The organism is Herbaspirillum sp. 1130 (assembly GCF_017833835.1).
GTDB classification, from domain to species: Bacteria; Pseudomonadota; Gammaproteobacteria; order Burkholderiales; family Burkholderiaceae_D; genus Herbaspirillum; species Herbaspirillum huttiense.
The window spans coordinates 1,660,726-1,682,335 of the sequence record NZ_JAFICQ010000001.1 but is presented as its reverse complement, the minus strand read 5'-3'; the positions used below and the strand labels follow the sequence as shown (position 1 = coordinate 1,682,335).

Annotated in this window: 21 protein-coding genes; 6 read left to right on the top strand and 15 right to left on the bottom strand. The window is 62.0% G+C overall.

What is annotated here, in order from left to right:
• Positions 1-46: 46 nt before the first annotated feature.
• From JOD78_RS07415 to JOD78_RS07350, 14 genes are all read right to left on the bottom strand, one after another.
• Complete coding sequence (locus JOD78_RS07415; RefSeq protein ID WP_209570759.1) at positions 47-1,528, bottom strand: phage tail sheath C-terminal domain-containing protein; 1,482 nt, start codon at positions 1,526-1,528, stop codon at positions 47-49.
• 39 nt (positions 1,529-1,567) lie between these two features.
• Positions 1,568-1,762: a hypothetical protein gene (locus JOD78_RS07410; RefSeq protein ID WP_209570758.1), complete on the bottom strand. Its 195-nt coding sequence runs from the start codon at positions 1,760-1,762 to the stop codon at positions 1,568-1,570.
• Complete coding sequence (locus tag JOD78_RS07405) at positions 1,759-2,358, bottom strand: hypothetical protein (RefSeq protein ID WP_209570757.1); 600 nt, start codon at positions 2,356-2,358, stop codon at positions 1,759-1,761. Before JOD78_RS07405 ends, JOD78_RS07410 begins: the two co-directional genes overlap by 4 nt.
• A complete protein-coding gene (locus JOD78_RS07400) occupies positions 2,355-2,837 on the bottom strand; it encodes a hypothetical protein (protein ID WP_209570756.1) in 483 nt (160 codons plus the stop codon). The genes JOD78_RS07405 and JOD78_RS07400 overlap by 4 nt, the downstream gene beginning before the upstream one ends.
• Positions 2,834-3,463: a hypothetical protein gene (locus JOD78_RS07395; RefSeq protein ID WP_209570755.1), complete on the bottom strand. Its 630-nt coding sequence runs from the start codon at positions 3,461-3,463 to the stop codon at positions 2,834-2,836. Before JOD78_RS07395 ends, JOD78_RS07400 begins: the two co-directional genes overlap by 4 nt.
• Positions 3,464-3,479: 16 nt before the next feature.
• Positions 3,480-3,845 (bottom strand): hypothetical protein, encoded by a 366-nt coding sequence (locus JOD78_RS07390; protein WP_209570754.1) that lies wholly within the window; start codon positions 3,843-3,845, stop codon positions 3,480-3,482.
• A gap of 78 nt (positions 3,846-3,923) precedes the next feature.
• The gene (locus JOD78_RS07385; protein ID WP_209570753.1) at positions 3,924-6,437 is read right to left on the bottom strand and encodes a phage protease; all 2,514 of its coding nucleotides are present in this window, start codon (positions 6,435-6,437) and stop codon (positions 3,924-3,926) included.
• A gap of 174 nt (positions 6,438-6,611) precedes the next feature.
• Positions 6,612-7,676 (bottom strand): hypothetical protein, encoded by a 1,065-nt coding sequence (locus tag JOD78_RS07380; RefSeq protein WP_209570752.1) that lies wholly within the window; start codon positions 7,674-7,676, stop codon positions 6,612-6,614.
• Entirely contained in the window at positions 7,676-9,016 is a 1,341-nt protein-coding gene (locus JOD78_RS07375; RefSeq protein WP_209570751.1) for a portal protein, read from the bottom strand. Before JOD78_RS07375 ends, JOD78_RS07380 begins: the two co-directional genes overlap by 1 nt.
• Complete coding sequence (locus JOD78_RS07370) at positions 9,003-9,242, bottom strand: hypothetical protein (protein WP_209570750.1); 240 nt, start codon at positions 9,240-9,242, stop codon at positions 9,003-9,005. Before JOD78_RS07370 ends, JOD78_RS07375 begins: the two co-directional genes overlap by 14 nt.
• Entirely contained in the window at positions 9,232-10,827 is a 1,596-nt protein-coding gene (locus tag JOD78_RS07365) for a hypothetical protein (RefSeq protein WP_209570749.1), read from the bottom strand. The genes JOD78_RS07370 and JOD78_RS07365 overlap by 11 nt, the downstream gene beginning before the upstream one ends.
• Positions 10,824-11,819: a hypothetical protein gene (locus tag JOD78_RS07360; RefSeq protein ID WP_209570748.1), complete on the bottom strand. Its 996-nt coding sequence runs from the start codon at positions 11,817-11,819 to the stop codon at positions 10,824-10,826. Before JOD78_RS07360 ends, JOD78_RS07365 begins: the two co-directional genes overlap by 4 nt.
• 74 nt (positions 11,820-11,893) lie before the next feature.
• Positions 11,894-12,634: a site-specific DNA-methyltransferase gene (locus tag JOD78_RS07355; protein WP_209570747.1), complete on the bottom strand. Its 741-nt coding sequence runs from the start codon at positions 12,632-12,634 to the stop codon at positions 11,894-11,896.
• Positions 12,579-12,794 (bottom strand): Com family DNA-binding transcriptional regulator, encoded by a 216-nt coding sequence (locus tag JOD78_RS07350; protein WP_209570746.1) that lies wholly within the window; start codon positions 12,792-12,794, stop codon positions 12,579-12,581. Before JOD78_RS07350 ends, JOD78_RS07355 begins: the two co-directional genes overlap by 56 nt.
• A 242-nt stretch (positions 12,795-13,036) precedes the next feature.
• Between JOD78_RS07350 and JOD78_RS07345 the strand changes: the two genes are divergently transcribed.
• The 3 genes from JOD78_RS07345 (at position 13,037) to mnmH (ending at position 15,866) form a co-directional block, all read left to right on the top strand.
• The gene (locus tag JOD78_RS07345) at positions 13,037-13,318 is read left to right on the top strand and encodes a hypothetical protein (protein WP_209570745.1); all 282 of its coding nucleotides are present in this window, start codon (positions 13,037-13,039) and stop codon (positions 13,316-13,318) included.
• A gap of 422 nt (positions 13,319-13,740) precedes the next feature.
• Positions 13,741-14,775 (top strand): selenide, water dikinase SelD, encoded by a 1,035-nt coding sequence (selD, locus tag JOD78_RS07340; protein WP_134136117.1) that lies wholly within the window; start codon positions 13,741-13,743, stop codon positions 14,773-14,775.
• On the top strand, positions 14,775-15,866 hold the full coding sequence (gene mnmH / locus JOD78_RS07335; protein WP_209566996.1) for a tRNA 2-selenouridine(34) synthase MnmH: 1,092 nt from the start codon (positions 14,775-14,777) through the stop codon (positions 15,864-15,866). Before selD ends, mnmH begins: the two co-directional genes overlap by 1 nt.
• A gap of 6 nt (positions 15,867-15,872) precedes the next feature.
• Here the strand turns inward: mnmH and JOD78_RS07330 are convergent, their stop codons facing one another.
• Positions 15,873-16,931, bottom strand: coding sequence for a permease (locus tag JOD78_RS07330; protein ID WP_121042145.1), 1,059 nt, complete (start codon positions 16,929-16,931; stop codon positions 15,873-15,875).
• A gap of 344 nt (positions 16,932-17,275) precedes the next feature.
• Here JOD78_RS07330 and JOD78_RS07325 point away from each other — a divergent pair, with 344 nt between their 5' ends.
• The 3 genes from JOD78_RS07325 to JOD78_RS07315 all read left to right on the top strand — a co-directional run bounded on the left by JOD78_RS07325 (position 17,276) and on the right by JOD78_RS07315 (position 21,451).
• Positions 17,276-18,616, top strand: a complete 1,341-nt coding sequence (locus JOD78_RS07325) for an MFS transporter (protein WP_204725682.1) — start codon at positions 17,276-17,278, stop codon at positions 18,614-18,616.
• Between the two features lie 76 nt (positions 18,617-18,692).
• Entirely contained in the window at positions 18,693-20,261 is a 1,569-nt protein-coding gene (gene garD, locus JOD78_RS07320; RefSeq protein ID WP_209566994.1) for a galactarate dehydratase, read from the top strand.
• Between the two features lie 80 nt (positions 20,262-20,341).
• A complete protein-coding gene (locus JOD78_RS07315) occupies positions 20,342-21,451 on the top strand; it encodes a beta-propeller fold lactonase family protein (RefSeq protein ID WP_121042139.1) in 1,110 nt (369 codons plus the stop codon).
• The last annotated feature ends 159 nt before the right edge of the window (positions 21,452-21,610 follow it).

The following is a 21,610-nucleotide window of genomic DNA, read 5'->3' as shown; positions in this document are numbered from 1 at the left end:
AAGATGCGCTGGGCACACGGTGGTCACCGCGCGCCGAGATGTATTGCTAGTTGATGAACAGAACCCGGGCCGCGAAGATGTCGAACTGATTGACCAGGTCCGGCGAGACGACGGCATTGACCTGGTTGACGTTCGAGCTGGAGCGCAGCATCAACAACGCGGCCTTGGTCTGGTCCACGTTCTCGATCTGACCCGCGAATTCGAGATCACGCAGCAGCGCGATCGTGTGCATGGTCAGGACCTTGGGCGTCACGATGGCCTGACCCGCCGCATAGTTCGTCCCGTCGTTGGCGAGCTTGTAGTCGGGGAATTTGGTCAGGATCATGTTGCGCCAGCTGAAGCGGAAATAATCCGCGCCCCACTTGCTCTGCAGCTTGTAATAGGCCTTGGTCGGTGCGCCGGCACTGGTGGTCTTGTAGGTGGTCGCGACGATCTCCATGCGCATGGTGCCGTCGTTGTCACCATAGCGGAAGCTGCAGCCACCGTTGCGTAACAGCGTTTCCTTGGTGTTCTCGTCGAAGCGGTCAGCCTCTGCAGGGGCGGGGATGCCCGTCATCTCCATGTCGGTGTAGGGACGAGCGGGATCGCTGGCGCCACGTTTCGCCGCCAGGGCGGCTGCGCGCGCAGCGAGGCGCCAAGGGGCCAGCATGTTGCCCTCGCGCGGGAGGAAACTGGAGTGCGGACTGTTCCGGCCGTTCAGGAAGGTGTTGTAAGTACCATAGGAGCCGGAGACGCAGCCGAAGACGTGCGATTCCTGCTGCTTGGCGGCGGTGTACCGGTCAGCGAAGTCTGCCTCGATGGCGGCCAGGTTCGCCGAGTCGATATAGGGGCAGACCAGGCGCAGGCGATCCTTGCCACGGATGGCTCCGAGCAGTGGGCCGACATCGGGGTTTCCGACGCCGCCGCTCATGCCGCTGAAGGCCAGAGCGATCCCGGCCGGCAGCTTCTCGCCCGCATAGAACGCTGCGCGTGCGTCCAGCTCGTTGCCAGTCTCGCCCTTGTGTCGGGCGGTCATGTTGACCACCGCGCCGGTAGGTGCAACAGGCACTGTGAGGGGCAAGTCCCCATTGGCATTGATCTGGGTGGCGATGTTTCCGGCGACCACCGCTGCAGTGTCCCCCTTGGTCACACCGATCTGAACACGTGTCCCGTCGATGTACAGCGGAATCACGCCGCTCTCCTGGGCGGTGCCGGAGACGGTGATGGTACCGGTGGCCGCAGCGCTGCCGGAGAGGTCTGCAGCGACAACGACCGTGACCTTCGCGGTGGGGTAGCCCTTGAAGACTTCGATGGCCATCTGGTGCACCAGCGATCCGCGGCCACCCAGCGCCAGGGCATCGGCGGCGCCGAAGATCTGGGTCTCGACGTTCGGTGTCGCGTTGCCAGAGCTCAGCTTCTGGCCGAAGATCACCATGCGGTGCGGCAGTGCCGGGAGCCCCGTGTCGGCTCGGTCGGTGCCGATTTCGATGAGGACGCCAGGGGCGCGGCGGTCGTCCTGAATTTCACGGAAGCTGACGTTGTCGGTCATGATTGTTTCCTTGGTGGTTGCGGATAGGCCGGCAGATATTTACTGCTCGGCGTGGTGCTCTTCGCCGCCGGGCAGATCCGGGTCAGGGTCCTCGAAGGAGACATCCTTGTCGGCCTCCAGGCGGTACCAGTAGCTGTTCAGCACCAGGTTCTTGCCTTCCTCGGGAAGATTTCCATTGCCGTCGTGCATGGGGATGATTTTTTCGCCAACGGGCGTGATTTTCTTGATGGTCATGTGGGGCTCCCAGATAAATCGGTATCGAGTTGCGCGTCGGGCGCGCCGTTGAGGTAATTCGGTGGCTCTTCCAACCACTGTCGCTGCACCTCGCCCGACTGGTGGGGCCGGCCGATGTCGATGTCCCCGCGGAAGCGAAGGAAGTCGGTCAGGCCGGCAAGAGGGTAGTCCTCGGTCAGCGGTTCGGTGGCGTCGTACGGGCCGGCAGTGATGGCAATCGAGATCCAGCCGTAGGGCTGTTCCAGCTGGGCAGACTGCTCGACCGGGCCGATCTTCAGCTCCGGACCGCGTAGCATGCGCTGAATGAAGGTGCGCACCTGGTGGTGCATGCTCAGTTCAGCTTTCTCAATGGCGGATCCGCCTTCCTTCTCGCCGACCGCGATCTGGCCCACGACCAGGAACTTCATGAATTGGAATTCGGGATCGCCAGCAGGCAGGCCATCCGCGATGACGGTAAAAATGCCCTTCTTGAGATCCGCGGGCTTCCGATCAGCAAAGTCTTTTAACGCGCGGGTGACCAGGCGGTCGGGCCAGGCATTGGCCAGCGAGACCGCAAAACTGTCGAGAAGGCTGTCTTCGGGACTGATGTTGCTCATGTCGAGAATGCCTCACTGGCGGCCTGCGCAACGCCTTGTCGCATCAGTTGCATTGCGCGTGATTGGGAAGCAGCGGCAGTGCGCTGCAGGAACGGGTTGGCACGGGTCCCATTGCGCGCGATGGCGCGCTGCAGCCCACGCGCGCGCCGCTGCAACTCATGCTGATCGCTAACGCGCTTCGTGTATCTCAGCCACAGGACCAGGGGCATGAGGGGCGGCTTATGCGGCCGCGCCCCTGCGTTCACGGCGGCCGCGTAGTTCGCTGTCGGGCGGATGAGATAGCTGCCGCTCGCCTCACGCTCCACGACGACGCTGTTGGTCAGGGTTGTGAGGGCCTTGGGTGCCTCCAGCTTCATCGTCCGTCCAGCTTCTGTGGCGGCGCGCTGCACGAACTTGTCCAGTACCGTGCTGAAGTTGGAGAGCTTGCCGGGGACCTGGCCCAGGATAGCCCGGTCCAATTCGATCTTGATCGAGGTCATGCTGCCAGCCTCCGGACGCGGCGCGTCCATTCTTCCATGAGCTTGTCGTAGAACGCGGAGGGCGTCATGTTCTTCGGCGCCGAGTTCAATCCGTCGCGCTGCTGCACCGGCTTCTTGATGTTGCGCATTACCATTTCCCGCATGGCCTCTGCCTGGGCCCTCAAGATCAGCAGATCGCGATCGCCCGGGCTGATCGTCGTCTTGGAGGCCTGCTCGTCAATATGGTGGCTCGCCAGGTAGTAGAAGCCGAAGGTCGAGCCGAAAGCCTGCAGGTGCAGATAGGTGGGCATGGCGTCAAGGCGCAGCAGCTTTACCGGTCCATTCGCCGAGTCCTCCTCGACTGCAACGAAGTCGGGTGCGGCTCCAGGCCATCCGGGATCCCAGGTCTGCAGGCGGCAGTTGCGGCCCCACATGCCGGCCTTGTAGCGATACATATTTGCCGGGGCTGGGTAGGTGTCCACGCCCATCAGGATGCTCACCTCGGCGAATAGCGTGCGGGGGCGCTCGTCGTTGAAGGCAATCGCTGCAGTCCGCAGGAGGCGTGCAAAGGCGTCGTCCTCGTCGAAGACTTCAGCGGAATCCCGCAAGGAAAACTTGAGGTCCTCCTGCAGATCGGCGATGGACATCGTTCCAGCCATGGCTTTACTTCACCCGGCCGAGCTTTTCAGTTGCGATGGCCTGCAGCAGCGTGGTCCGGTTCTTCCCTTCGCTGCCGGATTCGGCCAGCTCCAGGGCGTCCAGCTCCTTGTCGCTCAGATCGGGCAGCTTCGCCTGGATATCGGGCACGTTCAGGGCCAGCATCGCAGTGATTGCAGCCAGCAGCTTTTCTTGCTCGTCCTTACCGTCGTCGGAGGCACCGCCTTCAGCGACGCCAGCCGGCTTATCAGCGGCCGGTTCGTAGCCCGGTACCAAGGTTTCGTCCACCATGCGGGTGTCGCCCGGCGGGATAGTGGTGCCGCCCAGGTGTTCAAATTTCTCGGATTCGTTCGTGTACGGGACCATACCCATGTTGTTCTCCTTTGGTTGCTCAAAAGCCCCCGGCCAGTGCCGGGGGCTTCGCCTCTACGCTCGCGGGGTTGTCCGTGATTAACGGTTGCTCGCGCTGTAGGCCAGCACCGAGGTCATGCGATTAGCCACCGGCTTGGGCACCTTGATGGCGCTGTATTCCTCGCCGTAGGCCTGGCGCTTGCCGATCGGACGACCTTGGCTGTCGGTCATTTCGAAGGGCTGGCCAGTGACGAACGGCTTGGCGATGGTGTAGCCCAGCAGACCGCGTTGGCCGATCAGGATGCGCTCGTCGCCCAGGTCCACGCCCGGTGCATTGGTGCCGAATGCAGGGATGTTCTTCACGCGTTCCAGGTCACCGTCGTTGGTCGTGTCGCTGCCGTTGCGCTTGCCGGCGGCGGTGAACTGCTCCGCGTTGGTCATGGTGTCGTGCAGCACCGGCGAGGTCAGCAGGAAGTCCGGCTCGACATAGCGCTGGCCGGACATCATGGCCTTGCGAGACCCGACAGCGCGCAGGAGGCCATTCAGGTGAACTTCCATGGTCACACCGGCCGGCACATCCAGGTCGAACTTCATCACGTTCGTGGCGCGCGAGTAGGATGCCGTGCAGGCACTGGTCGCAGTGGGAGTCACGGCGGCGCCGGCCTGGTTCACGAACTGGATATAGCCCAGGTTAAAGCTGGTCACGCGGTAATAGGTGCCCGCCGCCTGCTCACCGGTACCGTCATAGGGCAGCAGGGTGGTGCCGTTCAGCACAATGGTGATCGGGTTCTCGGCATTGCCGATCGCGGTACCCTGGAGATCACGGTCCTGATGCTGGCGTACGATCGGGAAGTTGGCCGTCTTGATGGTGGACTTCGTGCCATCCAGCTGCGAGGCGAACGATTCGGCCGACACGGGAACGGCGGCGTAGCTGTCCGATGCCCGCTGCAGATGGTTCATGATGCGGCGGCAGACCAGCTCACGCAGGATCCGGGCGTTGGACTCGATGTTGCGTGCCATCGCGTCCCAGTTGATGGCCGAGGCCTGGCTGAAGTGGACGACTTCGTTGGTGATGACCATGGCCAGCTTCATGGGCAGGATGTAGGCCGTGTCCATGTATTGGCCGATGCCGGCCGGTGGGATCGGCTTGCCTTCGTACACGATGGCATCGTTCACGATAGCCGAGGTGTCGCGCAGCTCGTAGGGAATCTGGGTGGTGGTGGTGGCCTGGAAATCGGTCAGCGTCTGCACCAGATCCAGGACGCGAAGGTCCGACAGGGCTTCGCGGATCACCTCGCGGCGGAAGCCCACCGGCAGGTTGGTGTTGCCCATGTTCACGGTGCCACCGGCCAGGATCTTGGCTTCCGTCGAGATCTCCTGACCATGCAGCTGATCGAAGCACGACAGCACGCGCTCGATGAAGGTCGTCTCGGTCGGCAGCAGACGCAGGCGTCCTTGCCGGTGGAGGTCGGTGAGAGCCAGGCGCTCGCGATACTGACCGGAGAGACGGATGGCGTCATCGTGGACGACCACGATGTTGGGCTGGTGTACTTGGCCGATGGCCGCCGGGAAGCCCATGGACGAGAGACGGCGTGCGGCGATTTCGCGCTGGCCGCCCGCGATCGCTACGGCGGCCAGTTGACGGACTTGCTCCTCGGTCATCCCGGCCACCAGCGGGCGATTCTGTTCGGACAGCAGAACACGAGTGTCTTCGTCCAGGCCCTGGTCAGCGGTGATCAGCTCGGAAAGCAAACGCTCATTGGCTGCGACGCTGGCAGCTTGCGCGGTGCGCTGGCGCTCACGCTCGTCGAGTTGTTGGGCGAGCAGGCGGCTCACATCGTCAGCGCTCAGTGCCACGCCTTCCGGGATGTTGACGGAGAGCTGTACCGACTGGGACGCGTGTTCTGCCAGCTCGCGGCCAGCGGCATCGAAGCGATCAACGATTTCCTGGGCGGCGGTTTCGTCGGCGGCGAGTTCGATGACCTTGGTCGCCGTGGCCACCAGATTGTCGATGATCGGGGCGGCCAGCTTGCGTGCCTTCAGGGCATCGGTCAGCTTGCGCAGCAATTCTGCATACTTCATTTTTTGCTCCTGGAGTAGGGTTGAGTGCAGTTCGGGGTGGATGAAGACCGGAATACCATCATCGGTACCGGCAGAAAGGCGGATAGGGTCAAGGCCCTTGATGACTGGCCTGATGGTCAGGCCCGCGCCCAGCATGACCGGCCCATGGTTGAGCTGCTTTTCGTTGTCCCGCCACTGCTCGTGATATTCGAGCGAGAGATACCGATATCCCTTGTTCTTCACCGCGTCGATGCCGTAGGGGGTCCATTCGACCTGGGCACGGAAGCGATCGCCCTCAATGCGGACGGCGAGGATGCGCGCTGCAGCGCCGTTGCCAGGCTTGTGGTCGACATCAATGAAAACATCCTGGCCGAAGACCCCGTTGTTGAAGTTCTCCGCCATCTTCATCAGCATGCTGTGCGTGATGTCGAACTCGCCATAGCGAGGGTCGGAGAAGTGTCCGGTACGGGTGAGGGTGATCCAGGAGGAGGGATTCCCGTTGCGGTCACTGACCGATACATCGGCCAGGACGCGCACTGGTCCTTCAGCCATGCCACTCAGTTTGATGTGTCGAGGGTTGTGCATCGATTCGCCTGGTAGAAATGTGGTGCGCCGCCCCGGCAATGTGGGGAGAAGACTTACCCGGGGGAACCCGGCGCACCCGAAACTTTTTGACTCAGGCGATAGTTTCAGGGGGTGGTCAAATCAACGGTAGGGGGGGAGGTGTTACTTCTCCTGCTGGCGCTCCAGACGTTTCTTTACCGCGCGCCAGGTCGATCTCACTTGGGATGCTGGGAGATCTCCCGCCTCGAATGCTTCGTTCTTGTTGACGCCGAGAATACCTTGCCGGTCCTTGCTGGCTACCGTCTTCAGGAAATCGACGACCGTCTGTTTTCCTTTCCGGTCCTCGTCGGTGACTTCGTCGCGATAGACCACCACCTCGAAGCTCAAGGTGTTGGGATGGGCTGGGAGCGGGCTGCGGCCATGTGGATACACCCCGGGGCCGAGTCCGAAGAGATTGGCGCGCGCGTGCATATCGCAGATGTCAACGCGAGGATGGCGCGGTGAAAGCATGAATTTGGTACCGATGGTGTCCAGATCCGCCGCGGCGGCGCCTTGATAGGCAACGGTGTGAGCCCGGTTCACCTCTGTGCGCAGGACACGCATGGTGTTGTCGAGAGGATTGCCGGGACCGCTGGACAGGCTGCTCGCCAAACCTTCAGCGACTTGCTCAGGCCTGGCTGCACGGGCGGCCATATCCAGCTCGGGCGGGACAGGCATGCCCCGCTGCGTAAATTCCAAGGCCGCCTTTGCTGCACCGTCACCTCTCGCAACCGCCGCCTGAACCTGCTGGCGAAGGATGTCGTCAGCACGGCGATCGAGCCGCCATATGCGATCTGATAACCGGAGCCCGGTCGGGTCCTGGAACGTGCGAACTCGTTCAATAGCAGCGCTTCGTGCATTGAATACGGCGGATGCTCCGATGCGCTGTCCGAATGGCCGGGCACCGAGATCTGCAGCGGCAGCGATACCGTCGTCCAGAATTTTGTTGCGAGCCTGCGCAAGTGTTTGCAGCTCGTTATCGAGTTGCTGGATCAGCATCGCCAAGGCCTCCGTCTGGATGGAGTTCCGTGCGCCCGCGATAGCCATGATGCGCCCCCTCATTTCGCCGATGGCTCGGTCGTAGAGGGTGATGAGCTGCGAGCGATTCTGTCGGTCGAGCGCGACCAGATCCTCCTGGGACCGTTCGGACTCGATCTTGACTTCTTCCTGGTCGGGAGTGAGTGCCATTATTTCGTCGAGATGGATGTGGCCGAGGAGCCCTTGGGGCCATTGCCGGGGGTGATGCTGACGGTGGGGCGGTCGGATCCAGCTGGAGGATCTGGATATGGATCATCTTCCTCGCGTGCGGCGTCGCGCCGCGCGCGTACTGTGGCAACATCGAAGCCCAGCTCTTCCCACAACATATCGGAAGGAATGCCCAGGGCTTGGAGCTTGAGGGCCCGGTCAGCGGCCTGGTTCGGCGTCTCGGTCCGGCGTTCTGCGAACTTCACCTTGATCTCGTCGTTGCCCAGCACGATCCCCTTGAGCAGTAGCTGCAGCCTGAAGGTGAACTCGTAAGCGAAGGCGATGGTGTCTTGAAGGCTGTCGATCTCGTCAAAATAGTCGCCCTTCAGGTCCTGCAGAATGTCCCGGTTCAAGCCCTCCGTATAGCCGGCGAGCCCCTTGGGGATCGGAGTGCCGGAGAACATGCAGTCGAGCAGGAATGCGACGTCTTGGATCTGGTCGAGATTGCTATCGCCCTGGATCGCGTTCACGGCCCCTTTCTTGTTCATGAAGAAATCGGTCGTGATCTCGCTCTGCTTACGCATCACCTTAGCCTCGTACTGATCCATTTCGGTCTGGTTGGCCCCCTCCAGAACGTGAGCCAGTCGCAAGGGGGCGCGTGTGCGCCGTCGCACGACCATGTCTTCTTCGGTCATGCGCAGTTTCAACCAAGTGCTGCGATTGGCGTCAAGGTAAGGGCGGCCCATGCTGCCCATGTCGTCGTAGTTGTCGGCGTCGAAGCGGACCATCGTCAGCTGCCAGAGAGCAAAGTCCGCGCAGGGGCGGCCGGTGACCAAATCATGCTGGCGATACGCTTTCGCGACGTCAGCGAATTGCCCGGCCGCATTGACGACGGGAACAATGGTCTCCGCTGGCATCCGGATCAGGCGCTGGATCCGACGCCCCTCGTCCATGACCACCTGCAGCGGGAGATTTCCCTCCATGATCATGCCCCGGCAATCGCTCTTGAGCTTTTCCGGCCGATTCAGCTCAATGCGGGACAGGAATGCCTTCCACTCGCGCGAGATGACCGGACTGGGCGCTTGAAGCTGCAGCACCAGCCCGCCCTTGATGATGTCCCTGGCCACTCTGCTGTGAATTTTCTTGATGCGGCCGTCCATGCGGTCAGCGGCACGGACATCGAAGATGGCCGCGCGCAGCTCCGGATCGACGAAGAATTGGTTGTAGAGATCTCGGTACCGGGCATCCTCCCGGGTACGCATGCCAATTTCCGAGCTGGAAGGCAAAGGCTCTGTGGGCAGTTTCCCGCGGAAGAACTGAACGAAGCCGTCAAAAATTCCCATTTTCTTCTTTCGTGATAAAGGTTACAGAGCGCCAGCCATCGATCATTCCGAGGTTGGCCAGCTCGCGGATCATCGGTATAGCCTCTGGCATATGCTGATGCACCAGGCTCTTCGTCTCTCTGGCGCGCTCCATATCGCGGCCACTCAGCGGCGACGGCGGCGTGAGCACGGCGGAGGGGGAATGCGCGCGACGATCCCCCTGTTGATATTTGCTCTCATCGCCCAAGGTGAATTCCTCCGGCCGATACTCCGAGCAGTTCGTCGCGTGTGCGTTGAATACCGCTGATGATGGTCTGCACCTCTGCCGCGCCGGCTGTCATATGGCCCCAGAGGGCAGCACAAAATGCGTCGAAAAAGTCGTCGCCGATTTTTGTATCGACCTGCTTGTAGCTGGGGTAGCTGCCGGTCTGGTTCGCTACCTCCTTGATGTTCCCCAGCTGCCGGATGAGGTCGCGCCAGTCCTTGCTCACATCGTCCTCGCCCTCTTCATCGAATGCAGGTATGGCTGCCCGCCTGTTGTGGAAGATCGCGCGCAGTGCAGACGCCATGCTGTGCTTAGTCATACCTTCGAAGCGGATCGGTGCGAAGGCCCATTCCCTCCAGGCGGACGCATTGCTCTCGCCATCGGCAATCGTGCGCCGGTCGATCTCGGTCAGGCCCTGATGAAAAAGGTCATCGTTCACCGACGTCAGCATGCCCACCCCGTACGCATCGCCCAGCGCGTGATCCGGCATGAAGTAGCGCCATAGGCCGACCAGTTCGCGCCGGATCACGTTATCGTCGGTGCCTGCTGGCCACGCACGGGCAAAGATCGGCACGATGAAGCTTCCCAGCTCCTCGGTGACGACCAGCGCAGATCGCGAGGCCGTCAGGCTTTCCCCATGGCCGGTGTGGTCATAACCGAACGAGATCTTGCCGCGCTTCTTGTACCGTGCCCCTGGAAGAGGTCCGGAGACTTCCAGGCGTGCCTGCATGCCGATGGCCATGGCCAGGCGGATGTACTTTTCCCAGATATGGTTCTGGGCCTGGATGTTTCGGCATACATACTGCCGTATGTATTCCGGCCCGGGCATCTCGTTGCGCTTCTGCAAAATGTAGGCTTGGTCGAGAATGCCGAGCTCCAGCGCGAGGTACACATTGACGACCGGGAGCACGTGGTACCCCCCTGACTCGATAAGGCCGGAGAGGGTGTCCGCGCCTTTGAATACGCCGGTGATGCGGATCTGTGGCTCGAAGACGGTGCCATCAGGAGCGCCGAGGCGCTGTGTGCCGGCCAGCATAGGGAAGAGGCGAGAGTAGAGGCGATCGGCGGGCATATCGTCGATCTCTTCCAGGGACGCGAGCGAGAGGCCATCGCCGTCAATCTGGGACATGATCCCGTATGCCTGCGCACGGCTCTTATTGAAAAATTCGTACTTAGTGTCGGACTTCTGGGGACGTCCGTTCTTGTAGTTGATGTAGGCGCTGAGAATAGGTGAGCGCTCGATGGCCTCCAGGTGGTACCGGAGATTCGCTTGAGACTGCTGTTGGCGCGGAGCGAAGATGCCTTCCTCCTGGTGAGGGTGGCACGCGAGGAATTTCAGTGCATACATTTCCTTGGCGGAGGTCTTTCGGCCGCGGCGGCAGGAATAGTCGACCGTGTTGCGGTGCTCGTCCATCTCGATCTGTTTCAAGATCTGCACCGGGTCCAAGTCCACGCCATGCACATGCTTATGCCACAGCGCGTGGTCATCCTTGTAACGGTGAATCTCCACCTCCGCTCGATTTGAGACGGTGATGCGCTGCCGCGATGAAACGCGCTGGCCGGTCATTTTTTCTCAACGGCCTGGACATCGATCACATCGACCGATCCCCGTGCCTGGACACCGGCATTTTCTGCTTCATGCTCCAGCAGGATGGGATCGGCGGCAGTCGACGCGTTCGCCCGCATGACCTTGTTTCGGAGGTCTTCCAGGGCTTCCAGCTTCCTGCGTTGATACTCGTCGACGCTGATCGCTGGTGCAGCGGTGGAGCCGCCGAGGTGCCCGGGGAAGATATCCTCTTCGTCGACCACCTTGTTGGTCATGCCCATGTCCGCGAGCGTCAGGTTGTTCTTGCTCAGGAAGTCAGTCAGAGGCTTGAGGAGCGGGTGAGCTGAAATTTCAGTGATGGTCCGTTGCTCGCCATACTCGTCGGTGTAACGGGCCAGTGCAAGCGTGCCGTTCGCATCAAAATGAAACTCGGGGCGCTCGACTTTCACCCCATCGTTGATGATCGTCAGGATGATCTGCTGCAGGATGGAATAGACCGCCGCCTGCATCTCTGAATACATACCTTGCAGTACGCCTGGCTTGCGTTGCTCGAAAGCTGCCTGGTGGAGCATGAAGTTCTGCGTCTGCTTGACGCAGCAGGGCTGCTGTCGGCACCAGATGCGGTCTACATCGCAGGTGTTGCAGAGGGCATATTTCCCCGGGCGTGCAGGGAAGTAGGTGGCGACCTTCGCGGATGCGCCGTGCTTCATGGCATTGAAGCGGGTGCGCAGGGATTCTTCCTTCGTCGGATGGCCCTCTAGATTGGACGCGCTGGCGGCTTTTCCTGCTGCCGTCTTGGGCCCGGTGGAATTGATCCATGCCTTGAGCAAAGCGCGTTCCCACGCTGCCTGGGTGCTCTCGCTACCGCAGCGCGGGCATTCAGCGAAATAGCGCCAGGGATGATATTCATCCTCGGGCGCGTCCTCGATCCGATCCGGCGCGGCTTTGAATTTCCCGCAGCCACATTGGAAGGTAACTTCGTTGAGGGCTTGATTTTGGTTGCGTTTGGACACTGGGCTCAGATGCAGTACTGGTGACTGAGCCAGTGTGCCCCCTCCGTCAATACATAAGGAGGGGGGGAGCGGACCTACGCGTCCTTGCTCCGGATGCGTTCGACCGCCACATCAAAATAGTGCTCGGTCAATTCGATGCCAGTGAAGTGCTTGCCTTGGGCGATCGCCGCAACACCGGTGGTGGCGCTGCCCATGAACGGATCCAAGACCCGAGGGCCGCAGGCTTTCAACAGCGCGTCCATCAGAGGCAAAGGCTTCCCGACCTGGTGAAGTTTCCCGCCGCGTTGTTGCTGGACGTTGAAGACACCCGGCGAGTAGGTGTCGCCGGCCAGCATGCCTTTGCTTCCCCACACGAAGAACTCTGTCTGCGCGCGGAATCCGCCCTTATAGGGGCGGCTGCTGCTCCCCTTGTCCCAGACGCCGACCCCGCGCCAGGTGAAACCCGCTGCTTGGAAGGCATCGCTAGTTACAGGCAGCTGGCGCCAGTCGGTGAAGACGATGGCCAGGCCGCCGTCCTTGAGCTTGTCGTAGCACAAGGCCATCCAAAGAGCAGACCAGTGGAGATAGCTGCGCTGATCCTTGCTGTCGCCCGCGAAGTCAGGAAAGGCCGTGCCACCAGTATTCAAATACTTTTGCCCGGTGGACGCGGCACGGCTTCCCTTGGACTGGCCACCGCTGGAGTAGGGAGGGTCAGTGACGATGGCGTCAAAGCCAGGAGATAAGGTTGGGAGGACTGCCAGGCAGTCCCCGCGATGAAGTTCAGCGCCGGGGAGGCGGACGAGTTGAGTGGCTTTGCGAACGCGCGGTGAGGTCATCGAGCAGGTCCTTTCTGCTAGACGCTCCGTGGCGCTCATATTCGGCACGCGTGGTGCTCAAATGATTGAATGCCCCGCATCGGGGGCATTTTATGTTCAAGTGAATATATTCACCTGTGGCAAGTTTTTTATTGCAATTAGCGCATCGAATTTCTTTCAAGATACGAGCCTTGTGTTAGGCTTCGGCTGCCGTCGCGACGGTGACGGGCCTTGGCTAAACGCTGGCGGTTTCAGCGGGAGGTGGTTGATGCCGGTGCTGCAACACTTGCATCGATCGCCCGTCCTTTTCCCGGCTCCTGCCGGATTGGCCTTTGAGGCCGACGTCCAAGAATAGCCCCGATAACGGGGCAAACACAGGGGGGGCTGATGACTACTGTTTAAAAATACAGTAGTTTACATCCCATGAAGCTCCCTCCCAACTTTCCGCCCGACCTTCACCCCTTGAACTCTGCTGAGCTGCGTCTGCTCTGGGAGCAGAGCAAGTCCCCCGAGATGAGAATTGCTCTGTGGGAAATTCGCCGTCTTAAGTTCTTCATCAACCAGCGCTACTGGGATGTGAAGCATGCCGAATACCTCTATTTTCCCGATGCGCCGGGCACTCTGTCGTGGATTAAAAGCGAGCTAAAGGAGGAGGTGAAGGAGGCTTGGCCGAGGCCTGCAAAACGCGGAACGGGCGATTCGTAGAGTGCTTAGGACGGGGGCTGCGCGTCTGAATGTCGCACTGGTATTGGGTGATTGATGAGGGGTCTTATCGCGCTCTCGTGAAAATCTTCATCATGCTGCGCTCAAACTGTGGAATTTCTGTGGCAATGGAATGCGAATAAATTGCGGCCGGCTGGTTCGTTGTGTGAACAGGTCGGGGAGCCAGAATACGAAAGCCTCGCAAGTTTCTTGCGGGGCTTTTTTGTTTTTGGCTTCGTATCTTGTGATGCTCACGCACTGCGCTGGAAACGAGCACAGTTGAGCTGGGTTTTAGCTCACCAGATATCTGCTTCGCCCAGCGTGTCTTCATCTCGTAGCAGTCGCTACCGGCCTTTTCCGTTTCACTTCCTGTCAATTAAACGCTGCTAGAATCGGCATCCCCCCCGATCAGCCAGGACTTTCCGATGAGCGACCCCATTCGTCTGACCCAATACAGCCATGGCGCCGGTTGCGGCTGCAAGATTTCGCCGCAGGTGCTGGAAGTCATCCTGGCCGGCAGCGGTGCCCAGCATCTCGATCCCAAACTCTGGGTTGGCAATGCCTCGCGCGATGACGCTGCGGTCTATGCCATCGATGAAGAGCGTGGCGTGGTCTCGACCACCGATTTCTTCATGCCCATCGTCGATGATCCCTTCGACTTCGGCCGCATCGCCGCCACCAATGCCATCAGTGACATCTACGCCATGGGCGGCGATCCGCTCATGGCCATCGCCATCCTCGGCTGGCCGGTCAACGTGCTGCCGCCGGAAGTGGCACGCGAAGTCGTGCGCGGTGGCCGCGCCGCCTGCGACGCGGCCGGCATCCCGCTGGCCGGCGGCCATTCCATCGATGCCCCGGAACCCATCTTCGGCCTGGCCGTGACCGGCGTGGTCGAGAAGCGCCACATGAAGCGCAACGACACCGCCAGTGCCGGCTGCCTGCTCTACCTCACCAAGCCGCTGGGCATCGGCATCCTCACCACCGCAGAAAAGAAGGGCAAGCTGCGCCCCGAAGACGTCGGCACGGCGCGCGACTGGATGTGCCAGCTCAACCAGCCCGGCCGCCGCTTCGGCAAGCTGGCGGGCGTGGCCGCAATGACCGACGTGACCGGCTTCGGCCTGCTGGGCCATCTGGTGGAAATGTGCGAAGGCAGCGGCGTGAGCGCACGCATCCAGCACGCGCTGGTGCCCAGCCTGCCAGGCGTGCCTTACTACCTGGCTGAAGGCTGCGTGCCGGGTGGCACCGGGCGCAATGTCGAGAGCTACGGCAGCAAGATCAGCCCGCTCAGCGAAGCCCAGAAGAACCTGCTGTGCGATCCCCAGACCAGCGGCGGCCTGCTGGTAGCGGTGCGGCCCGAAGCCAATCCGGAATTCCTGGCCACCGCCGCTGCCCTCGGACTGGAACTGGCCCCCATCGGCGAACTGGTGGAACGACAGCGTTACGCGGTCGAGGTGCTCTGATGGCCGATCTGCAGCCCAGCCGCGAACTCTTTCTCGCCGATACGCCCATGCTGGATGCCCGGGCACCGGTGGAGTTCGGCAAGGGTGCCTTTCCGACTGCGGTGAACCTGCCGCTGATGAACGACAGCGAGCGGCATCAGGTCGGCCTGCGCTACAAGGAGCAAGGCCAGCAGTCCGCCATCGAACTGGGTCATCAACTGGTCAGCGGAGCGGTGAAGGACGAACGGATTGCGGCTTGGGCGGCGTTCGCAAAAGAGCATCCGGAAGGCTGCCTGTATTGCTTCCGCGGCGGCCTGCGCTCGCAGATCACGCAGCAGTGGCTGAAGAGCGAAGCCGGCATTGCCTATCCGCGCGTGGCCGGCGGTTACAAGGCGCTGCGCCACTTCCTGATGGAAGCCATCGATCAGGCTTTGGCCGAGTGTTCCTTTGTGGTGGTGGGCGGCATGACCGGCTGCGGCAAGACCGACGTGCTGCTGCAGCTCGACAACGCGCTGGACCTGGAGGCTTGCGCCAATCATCGTGGCTCCAGTTTCGGCAAGCGCGCCAGCCCGCAGCCTGCGCCCATCGATTTCGAACACCGTCTGGCCATTGCCCTCATCAAACTGCAAGCGCAGGGCCATCACTGGTTTGCGCTGGAAGACGAGAGCCGCCTGATCGGTGCCTGCGCCTTGCCGCTGGCCTTGCACCAGCGCATGCAGAGCCTGCCCATGGTGTGGCTGGAAGACAGCAGGGAAGGGCGCGTGGAACGTATCCTGCGCGATTACGTCAGTGGCCTGTGCGAGGAATACGTGGCGCTGGATCCGCGCCACGGGTTTGAACGCTATCGCGCGCATCTGCTTGCTGCATTGGGCAAGCTGGTCAAGCGCCTCGGCGACCAGCGCTACCGCCGCCTGCTGCAGATGATGGAAACGGCGCTGGCGCGCCAGGAACAAGACGGCGTGGTCGACCTGCACCGCGCCTGGATCGATGCCTTGCTGGCGGAATACTACGATCCCATCTATGCCTTCCAGCGGGAGTCCAAGCGCTCCCGCCTGCTGTTCGCAGGGCAGCAGACCGAGGTGGTCGGCTTCCTGCGCCAGTATCGGCCCTGAATCAATTTACAGCAGCACCACCGCCACCAGCCCGCTGACCACGCCGATGAGCATGGTCAGCAGGGTGACGGTCGTGAGTACGCGCGGCGTGAAGGATTTGCGCAGCATCAGCAGCGACGGCAGGCTGATGCTGGGCAGGGTCATCAGCAACGCCACGGCCGGCCCCACGCCCATGCCCAGCGAAAGCATGGATTGCACGATGGGGATCTCGGCGGCCGTCGGAATCACGAAGAGCGTGCCCACTACCGCCAGCGCCACGATCCACAGCAGACTGTTGCCCATGCTGGCATCGACCTGCGGGAACAGCCACACCCGGGCCGCACCCAGCGCCAGCACCACCACGATGTAGACCGGTGCCGTGGTCCAGAACAGTTGCCACAGCTTGCTGCCCCAACGCACCAGGAAATGACGGCCATCGTCCATCGGTTCATATTCGGCGGCGGCCACCGCATCGAGGGCGGCCTGCGGCAGGGTCTCGGTCTGCGCCACACGTTGCGCGATCAGCGACACACCCACTACCAGCAGCACGCCGGCCACCAGACGCAGCGCGGCAAAATGCCAGCCCAGCACGAAGCCCATGAACACCAGCGTGGCCGGATTGAGCACCGGGTTGGCGATCCAGAAGGCCAGCGCAGCCCCGACCGACACCTGCTGGCGGCGCATGCCCGCCACCACCGGTGCGGCGCAGCAGCTGCACATCATGCCGGGCAGGGCGAACAGGCCGCCACGCAGGGTCGAGCCGAGGCCGGCGCGGCCGAACACCCGCAGCAGCCAGTCGCGCGGCACCAGCACCTGCACCAGCGAACCCAGCAGCACCCCCAGCACGGCGGCTTTCCAGATGGCCAGGAAGTAGACCGTGGCATATTCCAGCGCAGCCGACCACGGGGCGGCGGGCGCATTGGCCAGGATGGAGGCGCCAATGCTGTGCTTGTCGGCGGCCACGAAGGATTTCAGGTAGTAGGGCGACCACTTCACATAGTAGAGGCCGATGGCCGCCACCAGGATGAACAGCAGCGGCTTGAGCCAGGCAGAAGAGCCGCGCGAGGCGGAGGATGAGAAGGTCATGGGAAGATCTGGTGGTAAAGAATCGTGGGAGAGCAGGAGAGTGCGCGCATGATACCTGCCGCGCGCCACTTCGTCAGTGCGCCATAAGGACATGTCAGACAACCGTGTCGCCCCGTGCCAGCGGCCGGAAGTGCAGATTCCTTCACATTCACCGCTTGCGTCCGTTTCGTGTCCTGTTATACTGCGCTTGCTGTTGTATGACGTCTTATAACAATCACCCCAACACACAACAATACGCCAAGAGACACTTCCGGCAAGCCCCGATGCCAGTCCGCCCGCGTTCCTGCGGCGGCGCTTCGGGGCCGGCCAGGCGGAGCGGATGGCGAGAGACCTGGAGAATCCAATTGGCGCAAAGCAACACCCCCAGCGGGGCAGCGGCCGGCAAGCCGACCCATATCCGCTACCTGATCCTGTTCCTGCTGTTCGTCGTCACCACCGTCAACTACGCTGACCGCGCCACGCTTTCCATTGCCGGTTCGGCCATGAAGACCGAGCTGTCGCTGGACCCGGTCACCATGGGCTACATCTTCTCGGCCTTCAGCTGGGCCTACGTGCTGGCCCAGCTGCCGGGCGGCTGGCTGCTGGACCGCTTCGGTTCCAAGAAGATCTACATGTGGAGCATTGCCCTGTGGTCTTTCTTCACCTTCCTGCAGGCCGGTGTGACGTGGATGAGCACGGGTGCGGCCGTGATCGCGCTGTTCCTGCTGCGCTTCATGGTGGGCCTGGCCGAAGCGCCGTCCTTCCCGGCCAATGGCCGCATCGTCGCCGCCTGGTTCCCGACCAAGGAACGCGGTACCGCTTCGGCCATCTTCAATTCGGCACAGTATTTCGCGGCCGTGATCTTCACCCCGCTGATGGCCTGGATCGTGCACACCTACAGCTGGCACCATGTTTTCACCGTCATGGGCGTGGTCGGCATCCTGCTGGCCATGGTCTGGGGCAAGATCATCTACAGTCCCAAGGACCATCCGCGCATCAACCCGGCTGAACTGGAGCACATCGAATCCGGTGGCGGCCTGGTCGACATGGACAACAAGAAGGTCGCCGCCCCTTCCACCAAGGGTAAAGGCTACATTCGCCAGTTGCTGTCCAACCGCATGCTCCTGGGCGTCTACATCGGCCAGTACTGCATCAACGTGATTACTTACTTCTTCCTGACCTGGTTCCCGGTGTACCTGGTGCAGGAGCGCGGCATGTCCATCCTCAAGGCCGGTTTCGTGGCCTCGATCCCGGCGGTGTGCGGCTTCATTGGCGGCGTGGTCGGCGGCCTGATCTCGGACCGCCTGATCAAGAGCGGCATGTCGGTGACCTGGGCGCGCAAGATCCCCATCGTGGGCGGCATGCTGCTGTCGATGACCATGATCCTGTGCAATTACGTCGATGCACAGTGGATGGTGGTGGGCATCATGGCCCTGGCCTTCTTCGGCAAGGGCGTGGGCGCGCTGGGCTGGGCGGTGGTGGCCGATACCGCGCCCAAGCAGATCGTGGGCCTGTCGGGTGGCCTCTTCAACATGTTCGGCAATGTGGCCGGCATCACGACCCCGATCGTGATCGGCTATATCGTCAAGGAGACCGGTTCCTTCTCCGGTGCGCTGGTCTTCGTGGGCATCAATGCACTGGTGACCGTGATCAGCTATCTTGTCATCGTCAAGGAAATCAAGCGCGTCGAACTCAAGGACGCCTGATCCGTTTTACGGGCGGCCGCTGTTGCAGTGGCCGCCCTTCATTTGAATTGCAGCATTCTGTCGCATGGGACTTAGCATGAGCACCGATACCGCCGCCAGCCAGGCATTCACACCGCGCTACATCATGATGAACGACACCGACAATGTCGCCATCGTCGTCAATGACGGAGGCCTGCCTGCCGGCACCGTCTTCCCCGACGGCCTGACCCTCGTCGACCGCGTGCCCCAGGGCCACAAGATCGCGCTGCGCGATCTCAAGCAGGGCGAGGCCATCGTGCGTTATGACGTGGCCATCGGCTACGCCGTGCGTGACATCCCCAAGGGCAGCTGGATCGAGGAATCGCTGGTGCAGATGCCCCCGGCGCGCGGTCTCGACAATCTGCCCATCGCCACCAAAAAGCCGGCGCCGCAGCCGCCTCTGGAAGGCTATACCTTCGAGGGCTATCGCAACGCTGATGGCTCGGTGGGCACCCGCAACCTGCTGGCCATCACCACCACGGTGCAATGCGTGGCCGGTGTTGTGGAGCATGCGGTCAAGCGCATCCGCGCCGAGCTGCTGCCCAAGTATCCCAATGTGGAAGACGTGGTGGCGCTGGAGCATACCTATGGCTGCGGCGTGGCCATCGATGCGCCCAACGCCGGCATCCCCATCCGTACGCTGCGCAACATCAGCCTGAACCCCAACTTCGGCGGCCAGGCCATGGTGGTGAGCCTGGGCTGCGAAAAGCTGCAGCCCAACCGCCTGCTGCCGGAAAACATGATCCCCATCCACGAGGCCGGCGAGCCCTATGTGGTCTGCCTGCAGGATGCGGAACACGTCGGTTTCAACTCCATGATCGATTCCATCATGAAGATGGCCGAGGCGCGCCTGACCGAACTGGACAAGCGCCGCCGCGAAACCTGCCCGGCCTCGGACCTGGTGGTGGGGGTGCAATGCGGTGGCAGCGATGCCTTCTCGGGCGTGACGGCCAACCCTGCAGTGGGCTTTGCGACCGACCTGCTGGTGCGCGCGGGCGCCTCGGTGATGTTCTCGGAAGTGACTGAAGTGCGCGACGGCATCGACCAGCTGACCTCGCGCGCGGTCAACGAGGAAGTGGCCCAGGCCATGATCCGCGAGATGGACTGGTACGACAATTACCTGAAGCAGGGCGGTGTCGACCGCAGCGCCAACACCACCCCCGGCAACAAGAAGGGCGGCTTGGCCAACATCGTCGAGAAGGCCATGGGCTCCATCGTCAAGTCCGGCTCCAGCCCGATTTCGGGCGTGCTCTCGCCGGGCGACAAGCTTCAGCAGAAGGGCCTGATCTATGCGGCCACGCCAGCCTCCGACTTCATCTGCGGCACCTTGCAACTGGCGGCCGGCATGAATCTTCATATCTTCACCACGGGCCGGGGTACGCCGTATGGCCTGGCCGCTGTGCCGGTCATCAAGGTCGCGACCCGCAATGACCTGGCGCGGCGCTGGCATGACCTGATGGATGTCAACGCCGGGCGTATCGCCAGCGGCGAAGCCACCATCGAACAGGTCGGCTGGGAGCTGTTCCAACTGATGCTGGACGTGGCCAGCGGCAAGAAGCGCACCTGGGCCGAACAGTGGAAGCTGCACAATGCACTGACCCTGTTCAATCCGGCACCCGTGACCTGATCCTCCCTTGGGGCCCGCTTGCGGGTCTTTTTTTTGTTCCATCGTCATGCCAACAACAAGATGATTCGCCAGGAGACCGCATGAGCAACACCCTTTCTTCACCTTCTTCCCGCTTCGCCACCTTGATTGCCACTTCAGTCCTCAGCCTGGCCGCCGCGCATGCCGGTGCGGCCACTGTCGCCTACGTCTCCAATGCGGACAGCCAGGACATCTACGTGCTCCGGCTCAATGGCGATGGCAGCGTCAACCTGATCGACAAGGTCGATACCGGCAGCACCGTGATGCCGCTGGCCCTGAGTCCCGATCACAAATTCCTCTATGCCGCGTTGCGCGGCCAGCCGTATTCGGTGGTGAGCTATGCCATTGATCCCGCCAGCGGCAAGCTCAAGGCGCTGTCCAAGGTGCCGCTGGCCGACAACATGGCCAACGTCGCCACAGACCGCAGCGGGCGCTACCTGCTGGCCGCGTCCTACTCCGGCAACAGGATCTCGGTCAATGCCATCGGGACGGACGGTACCGTGCAGGCCCCGCCGCTGGCGGTGATCCCGACCGGGAAGAACGCGCATTCCGTGCAGGTTTCTCCTGACAATGCTTTCGTCTTTGCCAGCAACCTGGGCAGCGACGTGATCCTGCAATACCGTTTCGACCCGGCCACCGGCACCGTCACGCCCAACAGTCCGCCGTCGGTCGCCACCAAGGCCGGTGCCGGGCCGCGCCATTTCGTGTTCTCGCCGGACCAGCGCTTCGTCTATTCGACCAATGAGCTGGACGCCACTGTCAACACCTACGCCTACGATCGCCAGTCCGGCACCCTGACCCTGCTGGCCAGCGACTCGGCCTTGCCGGAAGGCTTCAAGACCAGTGAACAGCTGGCGGCCGCCGACCTGCACCTGACGCCGGATGGCCGTTTTCTTTATGCCACCGAGCGCGCCTCCAACACGCTCAGCGCTTATCGCGTGGACCCGGCCAGCGGCAAGCTCACCCGCATCCTCAACATTCCCACCGAAACCCAGCCGCGCGGCTTCAACATCGATCCGCAAGGGCGTTACCTGCTGGCCGTCGGCCAGAAGGCCGGGCTGACCAGCTATGCCATCGACCGCGACAGCGGGGCGCTCACGCCGGTCTTCCGCTACACCCTCGGACGCAATCCGAACTGGGTCGAGATCATCGACTTGCCCGGCGTACGCTGATCCCTGAAGGGTTTTGATTCACCCTCAGAAACCTCAATATGTTGTTTTTCGGGCTTGCCGAATGTCATTTCGGCAAGCTTTTTCACATCTGTGCCCTTCCATATGAATCAGGCTTGATCCAGGACAGCCAGCCCCGGGTGTTGCCGGTGCACAATGCGA

Excerpts from the sequence above, each read along its gene's own strand:
- JOD78_RS07415 (WP_209570759.1), bottom strand. The coding sequence starts at position 1,528 with ATGACCGACAACGTCAGCTTCCGTGAAATTCAGGACGACCGCCGCGCC.
- JOD78_RS07410 (WP_209570758.1), bottom strand. The coding sequence starts at position 1,762 with ATGACCATCAAGAAAATCACGCCCGTTGGCGAAAAAATCATCCCCATG.
- JOD78_RS07405 (WP_209570757.1), bottom strand. The coding sequence starts at position 2,358 with ATGAGCAACATCAGTCCCGAAGACAGCCTTCTCGACAGTTTTGCGGTC.
- JOD78_RS07400 (WP_209570756.1), bottom strand. The coding sequence starts at position 2,837 with ATGACCTCGATCAAGATCGAATTGGACCGGGCTATCCTGGGCCAGGTC.
- JOD78_RS07395 (WP_209570755.1), bottom strand. The coding sequence starts at position 3,463 with ATGTCCATCGCCGATCTGCAGGAGGACCTCAAGTTTTCCTTGCGGGAT.
- JOD78_RS07390 (WP_209570754.1), bottom strand. The coding sequence starts at position 3,845 with ATGGGTATGGTCCCGTACACGAACGAATCCGAGAAATTTGAACACCTG.
- JOD78_RS07385 (WP_209570753.1), bottom strand. The coding sequence starts at position 6,437 with ATGGCTGAAGGACCAGTGCGCGTCCTGGCCGATGTATCGGTCAGTGAC.
- JOD78_RS07380 (WP_209570752.1), bottom strand. The coding sequence starts at position 7,676 with ATGGCACTCACTCCCGACCAGGAAGAAGTCAAGATCGAGTCCGAACGG.
- JOD78_RS07375 (WP_209570751.1), bottom strand. The coding sequence starts at position 9,016 with ATGGGAATTTTTGACGGCTTCGTTCAGTTCTTCCGCGGGAAACTGCCC.
- JOD78_RS07365 (WP_209570749.1), bottom strand. The coding sequence starts at position 10,827 with ATGACCGGCCAGCGCGTTTCATCGCGGCAGCGCATCACCGTCTCAAAT.
- JOD78_RS07355 (WP_209570747.1), bottom strand. The coding sequence starts at position 12,634 with ATGACCTCACCGCGCGTTCGCAAAGCCACTCAACTCGTCCGCCTCCCC.
- JOD78_RS07345 (WP_209570745.1), top strand. The coding sequence starts at position 13,037 with ATGAAGCTCCCTCCCAACTTTCCGCCCGACCTTCACCCCTTGAACTCT.
- selD (WP_134136117.1), top strand. The coding sequence starts at position 13,741 with ATGAGCGACCCCATTCGTCTGACCCAATACAGCCATGGCGCCGGTTGC.
- mnmH (WP_209566996.1), top strand. The coding sequence starts at position 14,775 with ATGGCCGATCTGCAGCCCAGCCGCGAACTCTTTCTCGCCGATACGCCC.
- JOD78_RS07330 (WP_121042145.1), bottom strand. The coding sequence starts at position 16,931 with ATGACCTTCTCATCCTCCGCCTCGCGCGGCTCTTCTGCCTGGCTCAAG.
- garD (WP_209566994.1), top strand. The coding sequence starts at position 18,693 with ATGAGCACCGATACCGCCGCCAGCCAGGCATTCACACCGCGCTACATC.
- JOD78_RS07315 (WP_121042139.1), top strand. The coding sequence starts at position 20,342 with ATGAGCAACACCCTTTCTTCACCTTCTTCCCGCTTCGCCACCTTGATT.